At 66.0% G+C, this 18,441-nt stretch carries 10 protein-coding genes; 4 read left to right on the forward strand and 6 right to left on the reverse strand.

What is annotated here, in order from left to right; translation table 11 throughout:
* Window positions 1-43: 43 nt before the first annotated feature.
* On the reverse strand, window positions 44-1,087 hold the full coding sequence (locus tag CJ177_RS31570) for a 2Fe-2S iron-sulfur cluster-binding protein (protein ID WP_095869392.1): 1,044 nt from the start codon (window positions 1,085-1,087) through the stop codon (window positions 44-46).
* An 85-nt stretch (window positions 1,088-1,172) separates the two neighbouring features.
* Window positions 1,173-2,807, reverse strand: coding sequence for a methane monooxygenase (locus CJ177_RS31575; protein ID WP_061045808.1), 1,635 nt, complete (start codon window positions 2,805-2,807; stop codon window positions 1,173-1,175).
* A gap of 355 nt (window positions 2,808-3,162) precedes the next feature.
* Here CJ177_RS31575 and CJ177_RS31580 point away from each other — a divergent pair, with 355 nt between their 5' ends.
* The gene (locus CJ177_RS31580) at window positions 3,163-4,791 is read left to right on the forward strand and encodes a sigma-54-dependent Fis family transcriptional regulator (protein WP_095869529.1); all 1,629 of its coding nucleotides are present in this window, start codon (window positions 3,163-3,165) and stop codon (window positions 4,789-4,791) included.
* 114 nt (window positions 4,792-4,905) lie between these two features.
* Window positions 4,906-6,363: a catalase gene (locus CJ177_RS31585; protein WP_061699740.1), complete on the forward strand. Its 1,458-nt coding sequence runs from the start codon at window positions 4,906-4,908 to the stop codon at window positions 6,361-6,363.
* 91 nt (window positions 6,364-6,454) lie between these two features.
* Here the strand turns inward: CJ177_RS31585 and CJ177_RS31590 are convergent, their stop codons facing one another.
* A complete protein-coding gene (locus CJ177_RS31590; RefSeq protein ID WP_005242358.1) occupies window positions 6,455-7,615 on the reverse strand; it encodes a hypothetical protein in 1,161 nt (386 codons plus the stop codon).
* Window positions 7,615-8,565: a metal-dependent hydrolase gene (locus tag CJ177_RS31595; RefSeq protein ID WP_061045805.1), complete on the reverse strand. Its 951-nt coding sequence runs from the start codon at window positions 8,563-8,565 to the stop codon at window positions 7,615-7,617. The genes CJ177_RS31590 and CJ177_RS31595 overlap by 1 nt, the downstream gene beginning before the upstream one ends.
* A 261-nt stretch (window positions 8,566-8,826) precedes the next feature.
* Here CJ177_RS31595 and CJ177_RS31600 point away from each other — a divergent pair, with 261 nt between their 5' ends.
* Window positions 8,827-9,432, forward strand: a complete 606-nt coding sequence (locus CJ177_RS31600; RefSeq protein ID WP_061045804.1) for a TetR/AcrR family transcriptional regulator — start codon at window positions 8,827-8,829, stop codon at window positions 9,430-9,432.
* An 87-nt stretch (window positions 9,433-9,519) separates the two neighbouring features.
* Here the strand turns inward: CJ177_RS31600 and CJ177_RS31605 are convergent, their stop codons facing one another.
* Window positions 9,520-9,891, reverse strand: coding sequence for an ANTAR domain-containing protein (locus tag CJ177_RS31605; RefSeq protein WP_095869393.1), 372 nt, complete (start codon window positions 9,889-9,891; stop codon window positions 9,520-9,522).
* Window positions 9,892-9,968: 77 nt separating this feature from the next.
* Entirely contained in the window at window positions 9,969-10,931 is a 963-nt protein-coding gene (locus tag CJ177_RS31610) for an NAD(P)-dependent alcohol dehydrogenase (RefSeq protein ID WP_095869394.1), read from the reverse strand.
* A 250-nt stretch (window positions 10,932-11,181) separates the two neighbouring features.
* Here CJ177_RS31610 and CJ177_RS31615 point away from each other — a divergent pair, with 250 nt between their 5' ends.
* Entirely contained in the window at window positions 11,182-18,309 is a 7,128-nt protein-coding gene (locus CJ177_RS31615; RefSeq protein ID WP_218835140.1) for a non-ribosomal peptide synthetase, read from the forward strand.
* Window positions 18,310-18,441 lie beyond the last annotated feature (132 nt).

The following is an 18,441-nucleotide window of genomic DNA, read 5'->3' on the forward strand; positions in this document are numbered from 1 at the left end:
TCAGTTCTGTCGGTGAAGCAGGAAGGTGGTCTCCGAGGGACGTCTACTCGAAGGCGGGGCTGGTGAACTTGTCGTAGAAGATCTGGTCTTTCGGGATGTCGTTCGCCTCGAGCAGTTCCAGGGCGGCATCGACCATCGGCGGCGGCCCGCACAGGTACACCTCGGCCCGGCCGATGTCCGGTTCGCGGCGGCCGACGACGTCGGTGACATTGCCGTCCTCGACGGCGATCGCACCCACGGGCAGCGGGTCGATCGATTCCGAGAGGCAGGCCACGAACGTGAAATCCGTCAGTCCTCGTCCGAGTTCGAGGATCTCGTCGAGGTAGAACAGGTCCCGCGGGGTGCGGGCACCGTAGTAGAAGTGGACCTGCCGGGTGTTGCCCGTCTCGCTCATGTGCCGCAGCAGCGACAGAAGCGGCGCCATCCCCGCGCCGCCGCCGATGAAGACCATCGGCAGGACATGCCCTTCCTTGATGGTGAACGACCCGTACGGGCCGGTCAGGGCGATCTCGTCACCCACCGAGATCCCGTCCTCGAGCAAGCCTGCGAACTTGCCACCGGGGTATTTCTTGATGAGGAATTCGACATGCCCCGGCGTCGATCTGGTCGTCGCCATGGAGAAGGACCGATGCTCCTCGGTGCCCGGTATGTGCAGGTCGGAGTACTGACCGGGTTTGAACTCGTACCCCGCCGGTTCGACGGGCGCCAACCGTAGCGACACGATGTCCTTGGTCATCGGCTCGATCCCGGTCACCCGAGTGCGCACATCCTGGATGGGGACACCGCCGAGAAGTTCGTCCTCGTCGAAATTGAGCAGCTCGATGGTGCAGTCGCTGTATGCAGTCGAGCGGCAGAGCAGGACGTGTCCCTCGTCGACCTCGGCGTCGTTGCACGCAAACGTCGAGTAGTCCTCCATCTGGATATCGCCTTCGAGGACAAAGGATTTGCAGGCCGAGCAGCGTCCCTCGCGGCAGCCGTGCATCAGGTGGATGCCTTGCCGGAACGCGGCATCGAGGATGTACTCGTCTTCGCCGACTTCCATCTCGATGTCGACGGGGTCGAAGTTGATACGGTGCTTGTCGGCCACGGGTTCTCTCCTGGACTCGTGAAAATGAATGGTGAAGCGGTGGGTGGCGCCGGAGTGGCCGCGGCGCCACCCACCGGGCCTGGGATCAGGCCGGAACTGCGCCGCCGGCGCGGTACGCGGCGATGTGCGCGTTGCGGTCGGCGTCGGACATCTCGTTCAAGAGCACGTTCGGGCTCTGGAAGGTGTTGCCCCGCACGTCGTCGAGAGTCCACATCTTCTTCGGATCGTCCAGATCGAGGTGCGGCTGACCGACCAGGGTCTTGCCGTCGTCGCGGACGTAGCCGAGATCGGAGACGATGTCGGCGAGGTCCTTGCCGTGATGCAGGGTTTCCCACTCCCGGAATCCCGTGAGCCGGCCCATGTTCGGGGTCGGGCGGCCCTGGTACTCGCTGCGGAACGCGACGGCGTCGGTCCAGTAGCAGGTTTCCGAGCAGTAGGTCCGCCACTGCTCGTCGACCTTCTCCACGACCATGTCCTCACGGATGAGTGCGGGAACCATGCAGGTCCAGCACCGGTGCGGGTACTGGTATCCGACCTCCTCGAACGCGATCGGCTTGTTGCGACCGGGGTAGGCGAGCCGGTTGTACTCCTCCCACCACTTGCCGTACTTCGAGTACCAGCCCGGGTACTTGTGCTCGAACCACTCGAAGTCCTTGTCGGTCATCGCGTCGATCCGCCAGTAGTTCACCGGCCATCCGGTGGCGAAGAACCGGGCCACCTCGTGGACGTAGCCCTTGTCGGTGATCCGCTTCCACGCCTCCTCGACCAGGTCGTGCGGGATCGTCAGGCCGTACTTCTCGAGCGGGATGAGGTAGCTGCGGTAGTAATCGTCGTAGATCCACCGCCGCCACATCTCGGCGTAACTCTCCCGGTCCTTGCGGCGGTCCTTCGTGCCGTACTCGATGAAGGTGCCGATCGCGGCGTCGACGACGCAGTGGTTGTTCCACCACGCGTACCGCAGGTCACGTTCGAGTAGTGGACGGTTGCGCTCGTCGGCGAGTGCCATCAGCAGGATCGAATAGCCGTTGGAGATGTGGCGCGACTCGTCCGACTGCACCGAGTGGAAGACCGTCGGCAACAGGTAGTCACCGTTGGCGGCCGCCTCGTCGGGCATGGCGACGAACAGGGTGTTGGTGAACGCCGTCTCGGCGACCACGGTCAGATAGATGTTCGCCGCGGTGATCGCGTCGCCGGTGATGAACCCTTCACCGAACTGCCTGCCGATGGTCCCCGCGTAGTTGTTCGCGAACGCCTTCTCGGTCATGTCGAAACCGGCGGGATCGATGTAGTTGTTCATGTACAACTTCTTGAGGTTCATCTGGATCGTCGAGTGACGAACCTCGTCGATCATCTGCACCGCCAGCCCGTTGTGGATCTCCGGGTTGGGGACGGCGTCGATGGCCATCGGCATCGCTCGGGCGGCCGAGATCTCCGGGAACGGAATGATCGACAGGAACAGCTTCTGCCATTCGAGCCACCGCTGCTGCACCTGGCGGAACATGTTGCCGCGGATGGCACCGTCCATGGCGCCGTACACGCGGTTGTCCTTCTCTTCCTCCATCGGGAAGTAGGACCGCATGATCTGCTTGAGAGGATCCTTCTTCGGAGCCTTCTCGAAGGTGTAGTCGGTGCCGAACCGGGTGGCCGGGGTTGCGAATGTCGGATCCCATGACAGTTCGGTGATCTTCGCGTGGGCCTTTGTCAGGCTTTGCCTACTCAATGTGCGCCTCCTGGATCGTGAGCCGGCCGGGTGCCGGCTGTGGGGGGACGTTGTGGAAATTGATTGAACCCCGTGATCCAGCTCTCATCCGTCTCAGTGTGAGACGCAGGTCACGTCCAAGTGGGTGATGGCTGCCTACACTTGCCCCGCGCCGCGGCAGACCCCCACGCCCTCGATCAGCCGACACGGGAGACCAGAGCGAGTGACCCCACAGCCCATCAGCACGTCACACCACCGCACGACGTGGAATTCGAACTCGGACTCCGAGTTGGCTCCGCCGAGTTCGCCTGCGGAATCGGAGAACCTTCGTCTGAGCAATTGGCTCCGGGTGTCCTGGTCGCGATCTCGGCAGGCGTTGGGTGACGACGACCGGCCCGCCGCCGCGTACGTCGAGCGCGTGAGCACCGACACGGTGCTCGAGCGCGCCGCCCGATCCGTACTGCCCGACGTGACCGCCTACATCGAAAATGAGCCGGTATCATTGATTCTCACCGATGCGAACGGCATCGTGCTCTCCCGCACCGGTGGCGACAGCGCCTTGTTCACCGCGCTCGACCGAGTCGACCTCGCCCCGGGTTTTCGCTACGCGGAAACCCAGGTCGGCACCAATGGAATCGGCACTGCGCTCGAGGTCGGCCGGCCACTCCTCGTGGACGGAGACCAGCATTTCAGTGGTCCGCTACGGTCCTTCTCCTGCGCGGGAGCGCCGGTGACGCACCCCATCACCGGGGCGATTCTCGGTGTCGTGGACCTGACCACCGCCGCGCAGAATTCCAACACCCTGCTGCTGTCCTTCGCCACACTCGCCGCAGCCCGCCTTCGCGAGCGCGTTCTCGACGACGCAACCGAACTGGACCGGGCGATCTTCAGTGCGTACCGGTCCGCCTGCCTGCGCTCCAGCCGGCCCGTCGTCGCTGTCGGTGACGGGGTCGTGATGATGAACTCGCTGACCCGGCAACAATTCGACTCACCAGACCAGATGGCGATTCTCGAACGCACCCGAGACATCGGCGGCGAAACGACACCGGTCACGATCCTCACCGACCTGCCCAGCGGAACGGTCGCACGCCTGAGTTACGAGCCGGCATTCACCGGTAGCCGGCTGGCCGGAGGCATCGTTCGGATCACGAAACAGGTTGCTTCGCGGCGTCTTTCCGCTCCGAAGGTGAACGCGCCCATCCCACCCGCAATAGCCGGAGCCGGCCCGCTCTGGCGACACACGGTCCAGGCGGTCGTCGACGCCTGCCGACGACAGGACTGGCTCGTCCTCGACGGAGAACCCGGCGTCGGCAAGACCGCCCTGATCCGAGCGGCACACCAACTCGTACCGGACCGCGGACTTGCCGTACTCGACGCCGGCGCACTCGGCGACGACCTCCTCACCGTGGCCTCCGACGAACTCGACAGCGGATCCGACCTGGCAATACTGCACGCGCACGCCCTGGACGAGGCACATCTCGCCGCACTCGCGGACCTACTGCAGGACCTCCAGGCGCAGGAACCGCCTCGCAGACCGTGGGTGGTGCTCACCCGGTATCCCCAGGACTCGACCGACACCAGTCCACTGCTGCGCATGTTCCCCAAATCGGTCACGGTGCCACCCCTGCGGCACCACCTGGACGACCTTCCCGATCTTGTGCGCAGCTTGCTCGACACCCTGGGGGCCACCGGCCTCACCCTGGCTCCGGCCGCCTCGAATCAGCTCGGGCGTCTGGCGTGGCGCGGAAACGTCACCCAACTGAAGAAGGTTCTCGAGGACACCTGCCGGCGGCAACGGTCCGGTGTCGTCGAACTCGACACCCTTCCTCCCGCATGCCGTTCCACCACACGCCGAACGTTGACCAGGATGCAGGCGCTCGAACGCGACGCGATCGTGGACGCCCTCTCGCTTCATGCCGGCGACAAAGCCGCCGCCGCCACTGCCATCGGAATGTCCCGAGCGACGATCTACCGCAAGATTCGCGAATTCGGCATCATGCTCTGAACGACTCCGACCGCGGGAATGTCAAATTGAGACATCGCTGCGCTCTGCCCTGAGGGATGCTCTGGCCGAACCATATTCACCCGCCCAGCCTCGGGTGTCAGACAGGAGAAATCGATGACCAACCCGAACGGACTCACCACAGTCGCCGGTGCGCCGGTACCCGACAACCAGAACAGCGTCACCGCCGGCGCACGCGGTCCCTTGCTCCTGCAAGATGTCTGGCTTCTCGAGAAACTCGCGCACTTCGACCGCGAAGTCATCCCCGAACGTCGCATGCACGCCAAAGGCTCGGCCGCCTTCGGCACCTTCCGCGTCACCCACGACATCACCGCACACACCAACGCCGCCGTATTCTCGGAGATCGGCAAGCAGACCGAGATCTTTATGCGATTCTCCACGGTCGCCGGTGAGCGCGGCGCAGCCGACGCCGAACGCGACATCCGCGGATTCGCCGTCCGCTTCTACACCGAGCAAGGCAACTGGGACGTCGTCGGCAACAACACCCCCGTCTTCTTCTTCCGTGACCCCCTCAAATTCCCCGACCTCAACCACGCGGTCAAGCGCGATCCGAAGACCAACCTGCGCTCTGCGGAGAACAACTGGGACTTCTGGACCAATCTCCCGGAGGCGCTGCACCAGATCACCATCGTGATGTCCGACCGCGGCATCCCCGACGGCTACCGGCACATGCACGGATTCGGGTCACACACCTTCTCGTTCGTCAACGACGCCGGGGAACGATCCTGGGTGAAATTCCACTTCCGCACCCAGCAGGGCATCAAGAACCTCACCGACGAAGAAGCCGCCGTCGTGATCGCCGGCGATCGTGAGTCGGCGCAGCGCGACCTCTTCGATGCGATCGAGGAGGGCAATTACCCGAAATGGACCCTTTTCGTGCAGATCATGCCGGAAGCCGACGCCCAGACCTACCGCTACCATCCGTTCGACCTGACCAAGGTGTGGTCCAAGAAGGACTACCCCCTCATCGAGGTCGGGGAACTCGAACTCGACCGCAACCCGGAGAACTACCACGCCGACGTCGAGCAGGCCGCGTTCTCCCCGGCGAACATCATTCCCGGCATCGGCTTCTCCCCGGACCGCATGCTCCAAGGCCGGCTGTTCTCCTACGGCGACGCCGCCCGCTACCGGCTCGGCGTCAACCACCACCAGATTCCGGTCAACAGTCCCAGGGGTGCAACCCACGTCAATTCCTTCCACCGTGACGGCGTCATGCGCGTCGACGGCAACCAGGGCAGCGTCCCGAGCATCGAACCCAACTCGCACGGCCGATTCGCCGACCAGCGCAGCTACGCCGAACCGCCACTCGAAGTCGGCGTGGTCGCCGACCGGTTCGACTACCGAGCAGACGACGACAACTACTTCGAACAGCCCGGCAACCTCTTCCGCAGCATGAGCGCCGAACAGCAGACTGCGCTGTTCGAGAACACCGCCCGTGCCATCACCGGAGCGTCGTCCGCTGTCGTCGAACGCCACATTGCCAACTGCACTCGCGCAGACCACGCCTACGGCGAAGGCGTGCGAAAGGCCTGTGAAGCCCTCGGCGCCTTGTAGTTCGCAACATCCCAGCCCGTGATCTGCGCGCATCACCGCCAGATCACGGTTGGGGGTCGCACCGGCCAACCAGTCGCTCGCGTCGTCGCGCCTATCGGACCGCGTTCGGCACCGCACCCTCACCGGAGATCGGGCCGCGGCCGTCAGCGGGGCCCCGCGGCACCGTGAAGGTGGCGGCGACGCACAGAATCGCAATCGCGAAGCAGGCGATGGTGTACCAAAGATTTCCGATGGGGTCGCCATTGCTCGTGACGCCGTCGACAGCGCCGAAGTAGCTGGGCAACGCGGTCACCCACAGAATGCCCATCACAGCGAGGTACACCACGCTGTAGACACGGACGAAATCGTTCGAGTAGGCGGGAACGTTCGACGTCCCCCGCCGCAGCCGCGACCACTGCCGGACCAGGATCGGGATCGCGACGAGCACGATGACGATCAGTTCGGTTGCGTAGAGGATTCCCCGAACCGTGGTGCTCTCCATTCCGAGGACCGTCGCCGGGATCGGGAGGATGAATGTGCCCGCCGACGCCAGGAGACCGATCACGATCGTGCGCCACACCAGCTCCAGCCCGGTGAAGTCCCGACCCCGGTCGGCGTAGCGCCCCACGAAGAACTGAACGCACAGGGCCAGCGACATCGGCCAGAGGGCCGCGAACACCACCACACTCGGCAGTGGGACCGAGTCGAACATGGGTTGGTTGACCGGGTTGGTGGTCGACCATTCCCACCACCTCAGCTGCGGTCCGAGCTGGTCGAAGATTTCGTAGAACGCGTGGTGCACGAAGCCCACGCAGACCGCGCCGACGAGGACCCCGTACTTCCGGAAGACGCCGAGCATCCGGACGAGCTCGAAGGCCAGCGTGGCCATCAGCGGATAGATCGCGATGATGTACAGCGGCAGCCGGCCCCACAGGAAGTCCACGGTGAACACGTTGTGCGCGAACATCGTGTCCACGTGCTCTTCGATTCCGAACGCCGCCGGAAAGTACAGCGGCGGCTCGATGACGAACAGGTACGCGGTGGCGCCGAACCAGAGCGCCAGATTGGTCGGATCGCCGTTGCGGCGCCAGCGCAGGATCGCGAAGATGAGCGCGAGCACCGAGCCGAGCACGATGGTGAGCTCGAGAACCGGCAGGGTCCAGTTCTCCAGCGCGAACGGGCTGCGGACCTCGACGAGTCCGCCGGCCTCGGCGCACGAGAATCCGAGCGCTGTCGAGAGTTGGTCGAAGGTGGGCGAGCAGAGATCGGCCATCAGTCGACCACCGCCGCGACGGGATCGGTCCGGCGTGCCCGCGACTCTGCGGTGTACCAGCGGGTGCAGTCGTAGCCTGCCTCGTATCGGGTGAACCACTCGTCGGCGAGCGCGGGCAGCTTTTCGTGCGTGGGGTCGTGCTTCGGCATCTGACTACGGACGATGCCGGCGAGGGCGGTCAGCTGTTCACCGCGCGGGAGGTCGTCGAACGCACGCGGCATGACGCCTTTGCTCAGGTACGGCGCGAACACCGTGAGCAGTTTCTGCTTCGTCCGGTGCGTGGCGAACATCGACATCGAATCGACCTTCCGCTCCTTGATCGGCACGTGCTGGTTGAAGCCGGCGCAGGCGATCCGCATCACCTTCATTACGTGTGCGAAGATCGAGGGAGCCATCCGCATCCGGTACAGCTCTTCCCCGACAAGGGAATTGAAGATGATCATCGCCGAACTCCGGTGTTCGACCTCCTCGACGAAATGCCAGATGAACAGGGACGCGACCCGGTCGTCTCCCGGCCGGAAGAGGGTCGCGTCGTTGTCGAGCATCAGTTTGAACACCGGCGTGAAGGTCGCCTCCAGATCCGCGGTGTAGGCGAGTCGGTAGTTCAGAGTGGTTGCCTCGGTGAGGAGGTCGTACTCGCCGATCACCGCGTCGAGGGTGTTCTGGAGCCCCGGGTATCGCTTGATCAGGGCTTTGACGTGCTGGCGATGCGCGGTCGAGTGGTGACCCTCCTGACGCATGAACGCCACGGCCTCTTCTGCGACCTCGGGATCGGTCATTCGTGGTTTGGCCTGCATGATCGCCTTGACGATCATCTTCTCGAAGCCGACGGCCAGGAACGAGATCGCATTCGACATGCTCGACCACGCCGGGTTGTCGGGGTTCCAGAGGAACGGGACGTCCTGTTCGTCGAACGCGAAATCCATCTTTCTGGGGTGCAGGTCGGTCATGTGGATACCTCGTCTCGTGCGGCATGAGTGGGCTGCAGCCTCTGGGTGGGTAGAGACCCGAGTGATTAATAACATACACATATCGAACGGATTGTATGATTACGTTTCGGTGGTTCCCTGGCGAGCGTCTGCGAAGCGGGCCTTCGGGTCGGAGGGCGATGCGTTCGCGGTAACCTCTGAGTCCAGGTCGGGCGGTGCGCCGACAGCCCTTGCGCGACGTTCGGGCCCCGCGGCGCGTTGTGAGAGGTAGGGAAAAGACAGGTGGCTGGCAGGCGTGGGTGGGGTGGCAGTCCGCCTGGAAGTGACGAAGAAGCGTCCCGGCGAATCGTCACCGCCGCTGTCGAGCTCATCAGCCGGAAAGATACGGCGATCAGCATCGCCGACGTTGCGGAATCCCTCGGCGTCATCCGTCAGACGGTGTACCGGTATTTTCCCAGCACCGATGCCCTCCTACGGGCGGCAGCCATCGCCGCCGTCGACGGATTCCTCGACCGCCTCACAGAACACCTCGTGGGTATCGAGGATCCCGCAGAAGCCGTGGTCGAGGCCGTGATCTACACGCTCGACGAAGCGCCCCGCATTCCGCAGCTCGGCATCATGCTGTCCGGCTCTCACTCCCACACCGCGGGAATCACGTCCGACGAAGCCCTTTTGTTCGGAATGACGATGATCAGGCGTTTCGACGTCGACTGGGAGCGGCACGGCTACGATGAGCCGGCGCTGCGTGAGCTCGTCGAATATCAGCTGCGGACGATGCAGTCGTTCTTCATCTCGCCCGGAAACCCGCCGCGTAGCCAGGACGAACTGCGTGCGTATCTGCGACGGTGGGTGGGATCAACTGTCGCCGTCCCACACAGGCCGGCCTAGAGGCCGGGCGACGATCGGCCGCAGGAAAATGGGTGCGCTGCCGCTGTCGGCGACCCCGGCGGCCCGTCAGCCGACGGGCCGCGCTGGTCACGGTCGAATCTGCGTCGCGAGGTGGGGATGGTGTCGCCCGTGCAGGCTGGCTATTCGCCGCGAAGGACGGTGCCCCGACGACTGTCCGCGGAGTCCTTCCCACTCGGGGAACGTGCCCGGACGGCGACTGGTGAGGTGCCGGGTGTTGCTGGTGAGGTCGATCAGGCACCGGGCGGCGCCCTGCACGGAGAGGTGGTGCCGTCGTGCCACGTCGAGCAGTTCGTCGAAGGCCTGGGCATCGCTGTAGCCGCGGCTGGTGATCAGCACTGCTTTCGCGGTGGTCAGGAGTTCACGGTCGGACGGTCCGCGGCGCCGGTCGAGGAAGCTTCGGGTGGGCCGCGGGGGGTTGGGGTTCTCGGATTTCAACATGTGGCATCGTCCTTTTGTCTACGAGATTCCCCCAGGTCGCGATCTCGTAAACGTGCGCGATCTCCGGGGAGGCCCGTCTAGGCCACGGTTATGACGACGTTGCCACTCTTGTGTCCGGTGTCGACATACTGGTGCGCCTCGACGATGCGTTCCAGGGGATAGCTGCGGTCTATGACGACCCGCAATGTGTCCGCTTCGATGAGCTGTTTGATGTACGCCATTGCGTCGTTCTTGCGGACGGACATACCGGTGACGACTTTCCTACCGCCTCGGAGCGACGTCCAGAGTGACAGCAGGTTGTTGTTCAGCCCGGATGTGGGAACGTAGCACCCGTGCGCGGTGAGCGAGCCCTTGCACCGCGCGAACGAGTTCCTGCCCACCGTGTCGAAGACGACGTCATATGCTTCGGTGTTCTCGGTGAAGTCCTCTTCGGTGTAGTCGATGACCTTGTCGGCGCCCAGGGACTGCACCATCTCGATGTTGTGCGGACCGCACACGCCGGTGACCTCCGCGCCGAAGGACTTGGCGAGTTGGACCGCGTAGGTGCCGATGCTGCCGGAGGCGCCGTTGACCAGGACCTTCTGTCCGGTTCGCACCTTCGCCTTGTCCCGGAGGAAGAACAGTGCGGTTGTGGCGCCGTCGACGGCGGCGGCGGCCTCTTCGTAGGTCCTGGCGACCGGCTTGAGTGCGAGCGAGGCGGTTTCCGGCAGGCACTGGTACTCGGCGTAGGCGCCGATATCGAAACCGGTGAACCCGAATACCTGATCGCCCGGCTGGAACCTGTGCACGTCCTTGCCGACGGCCTCGATCTCTCCGGCAAGCTCGAGGCCCAGGGTCCGCAGTTTCCTTCGTGGCCGTCGCAGCCCGAGGATGAACCGGCCCCATAGCGGTTCGCCCCGCCGCATCTTGCATTCGGCTGTAGTCACCGTCGTCGCGTGGACTTTTATCAGGACTTCGCAGTCCTTGGGCGTCGGTTTCGGGACCTGCTCGAGCTCGAGCACTTCGGGTCCGCCGAACCGGGTGTGGATGATCGCTTTCATCGCGGCCTCCCTCTGCGGCGTTCCAGGTCGTCGCGTCGAACAAGCTCACGGCCGAGCATACTTCTCCGGCATCCTCGTCGTGGGGTTGCGCGGGCGGTGCAGGGTGTTCACACCACACCCCTAGGGTGTGTTTTCGCGCACGGCGATCCGCGGGACTGTAGTGGCGTCGGTATATCCGGCTGCCCTGCCCACAAGGACCGAGCGTCCCGCCGTCGATCCAGCGGCGCAAGCACCCAGTTTGGTGATGTTGATGGAACACGCTGCGCGAGTGAACTACCGAGAGCATCGATCCGATCCGTTCCCGCTGTCCGCGGCGCAGCACGGGCTGTGGTTTGCGCAGCAACTCGCCCCGGACGTGCCGATCTGCATCGCGCAGTACGTCGATATCCGCGGGCTGCTGGACGTCGATTTGTTCCGCGAGGTGGCACTCGTCGCCGGCCACGAGTACGAGTCGGTGTTCCTGCGTCTGGTCGACGTCGACGGTGAGCCGCACCAGGTGATCGACCCACCGGCCGATGCGGCCATGGGAATCGTCGACTTCCGCGGTGCATCCGACCCGATGGCCGCCGCCGAGGCGTGGATGCAGGAGAACTACACGGCACGAGTCGATTTCGAGCACGACTATCTGTGCGAGTCGTCGCTGCTGCGGGTGGGTGACGAGCGGCACCTGTGGTACAGCAGGATCCACCACGTCGCCCTCGACGGATATGCGGCGATGACGATGGTCAATCGTGTCGCCGCCCTGTATACCGCGGCAGTCCAAGGTCTCGAGCTCCAACCGAACCGTGCAGCGGACCTGCACACCCTGCACCGCCTCGAAGAGGACTACCGGGCGTCCCACCGGTTCTCGTCCGACCGCGACTACTGGGCCGAACGTCTCCACACACGGACGAACGGCGCCTCCCTGACCGACGTCGAGGCTCCGCCTGCCGCCCACAGCCTGACCGTGCGCACGGCGCTGTCCGCCGATACCGTCGCACGGCTCGAGGACACCGACGGCCGGCCGGGCGCGACGGCAGCGGCCGCGTTGATCGCCGCATTCGCCTGCTACCTCTCGCGGCGGACAGGACGGCAGGACGTGCTCGTGGACATTCCGCTGTCCGCACGCACCACCGCTGTACTGCGTCGATCCGGCGGAATGCTCGCCAACGTCGCGCCCCTGCGGGTGCAGGTCCGAGCCGACGACACCGTCGGCGACCTCGTGGCCCGGGTCCAGCACGAACTGATGGGAGCAATGCGGCACCAGCGCGGCAACGTCGAGGACATTCTGCGCGAGCTGGGCGTGTCCGCCGAGGCCCGCAGGATCTCGGGACCGATGATCAACGTGATGCTCTTCGATCAGGATCTCACCTTCGGGTCGCTGACCGGAGACTTCCGGATCCTCACCACCGGTCCCGTCCCGGACCTGTCCGTCAACGTGTACCGGAGCGGCACTCCGGCGTCGACGATTGTCGAGTTCGAGGCCAACCCGTACCGCTACCGCGACGACGACCTGCGGTCGCATCACGCCGGCGTCGTCGGATTGATCGACGAACTGCTCGCCGCCGACCCCGGCACTCCGCTCGCTGTGATCGGTGCGGCGGAGTTGGAGTGCTTGACTCCGGTGGTGGGTGAGGTGTCGGTGTCGGAGGTGACGTTGCCGGAGTTGTTGGCGGCGTCGGTGGTTGCGGATCCGGGTGCGGTTGCGGTGGTGTGTGAGGGTCGGAGTTTGACGTATCGGGAGTTGGATGAGGCGTCGAATCGGTTGGCGCGGGTGTTGCTCGAGGCGGGGGTGGGCGCGGAGTCGGTGGTGGCTGTGGCGGTGGCGCGGTCGGTCGAGTCGGTGTTGTCGGTGTGGGCGGTGGCGAAGACGGGGGCGGCGTTTTTGCCGGTGGATCCGCAGTATCCGGCGGGTCGTGTCGAGCACATGCTGATGGATTCGGGTGTGGTTGTGGGGGTGACGCTTTCGCAGGTTCGGGATCGGTTGCCGGGTTCGGTGCGGTGGGTGGTGCTCGATGATGCGGTGACGGTGTCGCGGTTGTTGTCGGTGTCGGCGGGGGTGGTGACCGATGCGGATCGGGGTGCGCGGGTGCGGGTGGGTCAGGCTGCGTATGTGATTTATACGTCGGGGTCGACGGGTGTGCCGAAGGGGGTGGTGGTGACGCATCGGGGGTTGGCGAATGTGGTGGCTGCGCAGCGTTCGGGTTTCGGGGTGTGTGCGGGTGCTCGGGTGTTGCATTGTGCGTCACCGAGTTTCGATGCGTCGGTGTTCGAGTTGGTGTGGGCGTTGGGGTTGGGTGCGCGGTTGGTGGTGGTTCCTCCGACGGTTTACGGTGGGGAGGAGTTGGTGCGGATCCTGGTGGGGGAGTCGGTGACGCATGCGGTGTTGACGCCGACGGCGTTGTCGTCGGTCGATTCGGCGGGGTTGGGGGCGTTGGGTGCTCTGGTGGTGGCGGGTGAGGCGTGCCCGCCGGAGTTGGTTGCTCGGTGGGCTCCGGGTCGGCGGATGTTCAATGCGTACGGTCCGACGGAGGCGACGATCATGTCGAATGTCAGCGGTGGTTTGGTGGTGGGGGAGTCGGTCACGGTGGGTGGTCCGGTTCGTGGGTTCGGTGAGCTGGTTCTGGATGCGCGGTTGCGGCCGGTGCCGTTCGGGGCGGCGGGGGAGTTGTATTTGTCGGGTCCGGCGCTGGCGCGGGGGTATCGGAACCGGTCGGCGTTGTCGGCGGCGCGGTTCGTTGCGGATCCGTTCGGTGGGCCGGGGCAGCGGATGTATCGGACGGGGGATGTGGTGCGGTGGCGGCGTTCGGAGGGTGGGCCGGTGCTCGAGTATGTGGGTCGCTCGGATTTTCAGGTGAAGATTCGTGGTTTCCGGGTCGAACTCGGCGAAATCGACGCAGCGTTGACACGGCATCCCCGCGTCGCGTTCGCGGTGACACTCGGCCGCACCGCCCCGTCCGGGGACACCGTCCTGGTGTCCTACGTCCTGCCGTCCGGTGACGACGAACCCGACGTCACCGAACTGACCGACCATGTGCGCGGCTTCGTGCCCGCCCACATGGTGCCCGCGACCATCGTCATCCTCGACGAACTGCCCCTCACCCCGGTGGGCAAGCTGGACCGGCAGGCATTGCCGACCCCGGATTTCGCGATCGTCCGCACCGTGTTCCGCGCGTCGACCAGTACGGCCGAGCACGCCGTGGCAGACGTCTTCGCCGAGGTGCTCGGACTCGACCGGGCCGGGCTCGACGACAACTTCTTCGACCTGGGCGGCAACTCGCTGAGCGCGACCCGCGCCGTCGCCCGCATCAACTCCGCGCTCGGCGTCGGCTTGGGTGTCCGGGAGCTGTTCGAGGCGCCGACCGTGGCGAAGCTCGCCGCCCGTGCCGCTACCGCGGATCGCAGCACCGCTGCGCGTCCCGCCCTGACGGCGGCCCCGCGCCCCGACCGGGTGCCGCTGTCCCTCGCACAGCAGCGGATGTGGATCGTCAACCAGGTCGACACGACCTCGCCCGCCTACAACGTTCCGATCGCGCTGCGCCTGACCGGCGAACTCGACATCGATGCTCTGCGCGCCGCGTTCGGCGACGTCGTCGAACGGCACGAGCCGCTCCGCACCGTCTATCCCGGGTCCGCAGACGGCCCGCACCAGGTGGTGCTGCCCGCGGATCGGGTGACCCTCGACCTCACCCCGGTCACCGTGCCCGACGAGACGGCGCTGCGCACCGAGCTGGTGCCTCTGGCGTCGGCCGAATTCAACGTGAGCCGCGACGTCCCCATGCGCATCGCGGTGTTGCGGATCGGTCCGGATCAGCACATGGTGGTCCTGGTGCTGCACCATATCGCGGCGGACGGCTCGTCGATGGCGCCGCTCGCCCGTGACGTGATGGTCGCGTACACCGCGCGCACGCACGGACGTCCGCCCGGATGGGCGCCGATGCCGGTGCAGTACGCGGACTTCGCGCTGTGGCAACGCCGCACCCTGGGCAGCGACACCGACCCGGACTCGCCGATCTCGGCGCAGCTGGACTACTGGCGCCGGACCCTCGACGGGATGCCCGAGCTGCTCGAGCTGCCGATCGACCGCCGGCGCCTACTGCAGCGGTCCTCACACGGCGCCACCGTGCCGTTCGCGATCACCGCGGACCTTCACAAGAAGCTGTCCGACCTCGCCCGGGGCCACGATTCGACGCTGTTCATGGTCGCGCACGCCGCACTCGCCGTCCTGCTCGGCCGGCTGAGCGGCGAGACGGACCTCGCGGTGGGCACGCCCGTCGCCGGTCGCGGCGACGCGGCACTGGACGAGATGGTCGGCATGTTCGTCAACACCGTGGTGCTGCGGACCCGCGTCGCACCCGAGCACTCCTTCACCGATCTGATGGCGCAGGTCCGCGAGACCGACCTCGGGGCCTTCGGGCACGCGGAGGTGCCGTTCGACCGGGTGGTGCAGGCGGTCGACCCGGTGCGGTCGACCGCGCACACCCCGCTGTTCCAGGTGCTGCTCGAGTTCCAGAACACCGAGGAGAGCCGCCTCGAACTGCCCGGGCTGACCGTCGAGGTCGTCGACCCCGGTGTGGAGGTCGCCAAATGCGACCTGTACCTGACCCTGAGTGAGAACGTGGACGGAGCCGGCGAACCTGCCGGAATGTCTGCGGCATTCGGGTTCGCCACCGACATCCTGGACGCGAGGACCGTGCGCGGTTTCGCAGACCAGTTCGTCCGCATCCTCGACGCGGTCACGGCGTCGCCCGACCGCCCGATCGGTGACATCGCTCTGATCGGTGCGGCGGAGTTGGAGTGCTTGACTCCGGTGGTGGGTGAGGTGTCGGTGTCGGAGGTGACGTTGCCGGAGTTGTTGGCGGCGTCGGTGGTTGCGGATCCGGGTGCGGTTGCGGTGGTGTGTGAGGGTCGGAGTTTGACGTATCGGGAGTTGGATGAGGCGTCGAATCGGTTGGCGCGGGTGTTGCTCGAGGCGGGGGTGGGCGCGGAGTCGGTGGTGGCTGTGGCGGTGGCGCGGTCGGTCGAGTCGGTGTTGTCGGTGTGGGCGGTGGCGAAGACGGGGGCGGCGTTTTTGCCGGTGGATCCGCAGTATCCGGCGGGTCGTGTCGAGCACATGCTGATGGATTCGGGTGTGGTTGTGGGGGTGACGCTTTCGCAGGTTCGGGATCGGTTGCCGGGTTCGGTGCGGTGGGTGGTGCTCGATGATGCGGTGACGGTGTCGCGGTTGTTGTCGGTGTCGGCGGGGGTGGTGACCGATGCGGATCGGGGTGCGCGGGTGCGGGTGGGTCAGGCTGCGTATGTGATTTATACGTCGGGGTCGACGGGTGTGCCGAAGGGGGTGGTGGTGACGCATCGGGGGTTGGCGAATGTGGTGGCTGCGCAGCGTTCGGGTTTCGGGGTGTGTGCGGGTGCTCGGGTGTTGCATTGTGCGTCACCGAGTTTCGATGCGTCGGTGTTCGAGTTGGTGTGGGCGTTGGGGTTGGGTGCGCGGTTGGTGGTGGTTCCTCCGACGGTTTACGGTGGGGAGGAGTTGGTGCGGATCCTGGTGGGGGAGTCGGTGACGCATGCGGTGTTGACGCCGACGGCGTTGTCGTCGGTCGATTCGGCGGGGTTGGGGGCGTTGGGTGCTCTGGTGGTGGCGGGTGAGGCGTGCCCGCCGGAGTTGGTTGCTCGGTGGGCTCCGGGTCGGCGGATGTTCAATGCGTACGGTCCGACGGAGGCGACGATCATGTCGAATGTCAGCGGTGGTTTGGTGGTGGGGGAGTCGGTCACGGTGGGTGGTCCGGTTCGTGGGTTCGGTGAGCTGGTTCTGGATGCGCGGTTGCGGCCGGTGCCGTTCGGGGCGGCGGGGGAGTTGTATTTGTCGGGTCCGGCGCTGGCGCGGGGGTATCGGAACCGGTCGGCGTTGTCGGCGGCGCGGTTCGTTGCGGATCCGTTCGGTGGGCCGGGGCAGCGGATGTATCGGACGGGGGATGTGGTGCGGTGGCGGCGTTCGGAGGGTGGGCCGGTGCTCGAGTATGTGGGTCGCTCGGATTTTCAGGTGAAGATTCGTGGTTTCCGGGTCGAACTCGGCGAAATCGAATCGGCTCTCCTCGGATACCCCGGTATCGATCGCGCCGTCGTGAACACCAGCGGCGACCGGTTGGCCGGCTACGTCGTCCCCGCTGCGGGTTCGCTACTGGACACGTCCGCCGTCCTGGCGCACGCCCGCGCGCGGTTGGCCCCGCATATGGTCCCCGCGACCGTGACGGTGCTCGACGCCGTGCCGGTCACCGCGAACGGGAAACTCGACCGCGCCGCCCTGCCGGAGCCCGACTTCACCGCGGCGCGCGCCGCGTACCGGGCGCCGCGCAATGCGACCGAGGAGGTCGTGGCCGCCGCTTTCGCCGAGGTGCTCGGACTCGACCGGGTCGGCCTCGACGACAACTACTTCACGCTCGGTGGCACGTCGCTCACCGCGACGAGCGTGATCGCCCGGATTGCCGAATCGTCCGCGCGCGCCGTGCCGGTGCAGTGGATCTTCACCCATCCGACGCCGGAAGCCCTGGCGCACATGATCGCCACGGCGCCGGAGGACTCCCGGGCGGAGGACGCCGCCGACCAGTCGCTCGACGTGCTGCTGCCGCTGCGGACCACCGCCACCGGGAGCCCGGTGTTCTGCATCCACCCCGCGATCGGGTTGGCCTGGTGCTTCACCGGACTGGTGCAGTACCTCGGCGACCGTCCGGTGTACGGGCTGCAATCCCCGGCGCTGACCGACCCGGACCTGCGTGTCGACTCCTTGCAGGAGCTCGCCGCCCGGTATGTCCGACGAATCCGCTCGGTGCAACCGCACGGCCCGTATCACCTGGTCGGCTACTCGGTCGGCGGTCAGATCGCCCATGAGATGGCGGTGCAGCTCACGGGTGACGGCGACGAGGTGGCCACCCTCGCGATGCTCGACACACACCTGGCCGGAGGGTTCGGCCACACGACGGAGAAGCCCACCGTGGCAGCACTTCTGGCGGAGTTCGGCGCGGTGGTCCCGGGTGACGAGGATGCGGCGGCGACCACGGATCGCGCCGTGGAAGTGTTGCGCCGCACCGGCGGACTGTTCGCAGGTGTGACCGTGGACGACCTCGACGCCGTCCACCGGGTGTTCACCCAGACGGTCGACCTCGCCCTCGCACACCGCCCGTCGACACCGATCGGTCTCGATCTGCTGTACTTCGGTGCGGCGGATTCTGTGGACGCACCCACCGGCGTCTCCGCGTGGAGGCCGCACATCAGCGGCGAGATCCTCGAACACGCCGTTCCCGTATCGCACCAGCAGATGACGAGTCCGGAAGCGCTCGCCGGCATCGGCCCCGTCCTCGCACAGCACGTGACGCTCGCCGACCGCCGGCTCGCCCTGTCCTAGGCGCTCACCCCCAGCCGGCGCGCCGGGTGATGAATTCCGTGAGGTACGCATCGGGTTCGCGAGTTGCCGGCGAATTCCGCTACTCGTCGGTTGGGAGCATCGGCCACAGTCGTCGGCGCACCTGCCGACCAT

This window comes from Rhodococcus sp. ACPA1, from assembly GCF_002300195.1.
In the GTDB taxonomy this organism is placed as follows: Bacteria; Actinomycetota; Actinomycetes; order Mycobacteriales; family Mycobacteriaceae; genus Rhodococcus_F; species Rhodococcus_F opacus.

What these genes read in the sequence shown, in the direction of transcription:
- CJ177_RS31605 (WP_095869393.1), bottom strand. Translation starts at nt 9,891, where the DNA reads ATGTTGAAATCCGAGAACCCCAACCCCCCGCGGCCCACCCGAAGCTTC.
- CJ177_RS31610 (WP_095869394.1), bottom strand. Translation starts at nt 10,931, where the DNA reads ATGAAAGCGATCATCCACACCCGGTTCGGCGGACCCGAAGTGCTCGAG.
- CJ177_RS31590 (WP_005242358.1), bottom strand. Translation starts at nt 7,615, where the DNA reads ATGGCCGATCTCTGCTCGCCCACCTTCGACCAACTCTCGACAGCGCTC.
- CJ177_RS31615 (WP_218835140.1), top strand. Translation starts at nt 11,182, where the DNA reads ATGGAACACGCTGCGCGAGTGAACTACCGAGAGCATCGATCCGATCCG.
- CJ177_RS31585 (WP_061699740.1), top strand. Translation starts at nt 4,906, where the DNA reads ATGACCAACCCGAACGGACTCACCACAGTCGCCGGTGCGCCGGTACCC.
- CJ177_RS31595 (WP_061045805.1), bottom strand. Translation starts at nt 8,565, where the DNA reads ATGACCGACCTGCACCCCAGAAAGATGGATTTCGCGTTCGACGAACAG.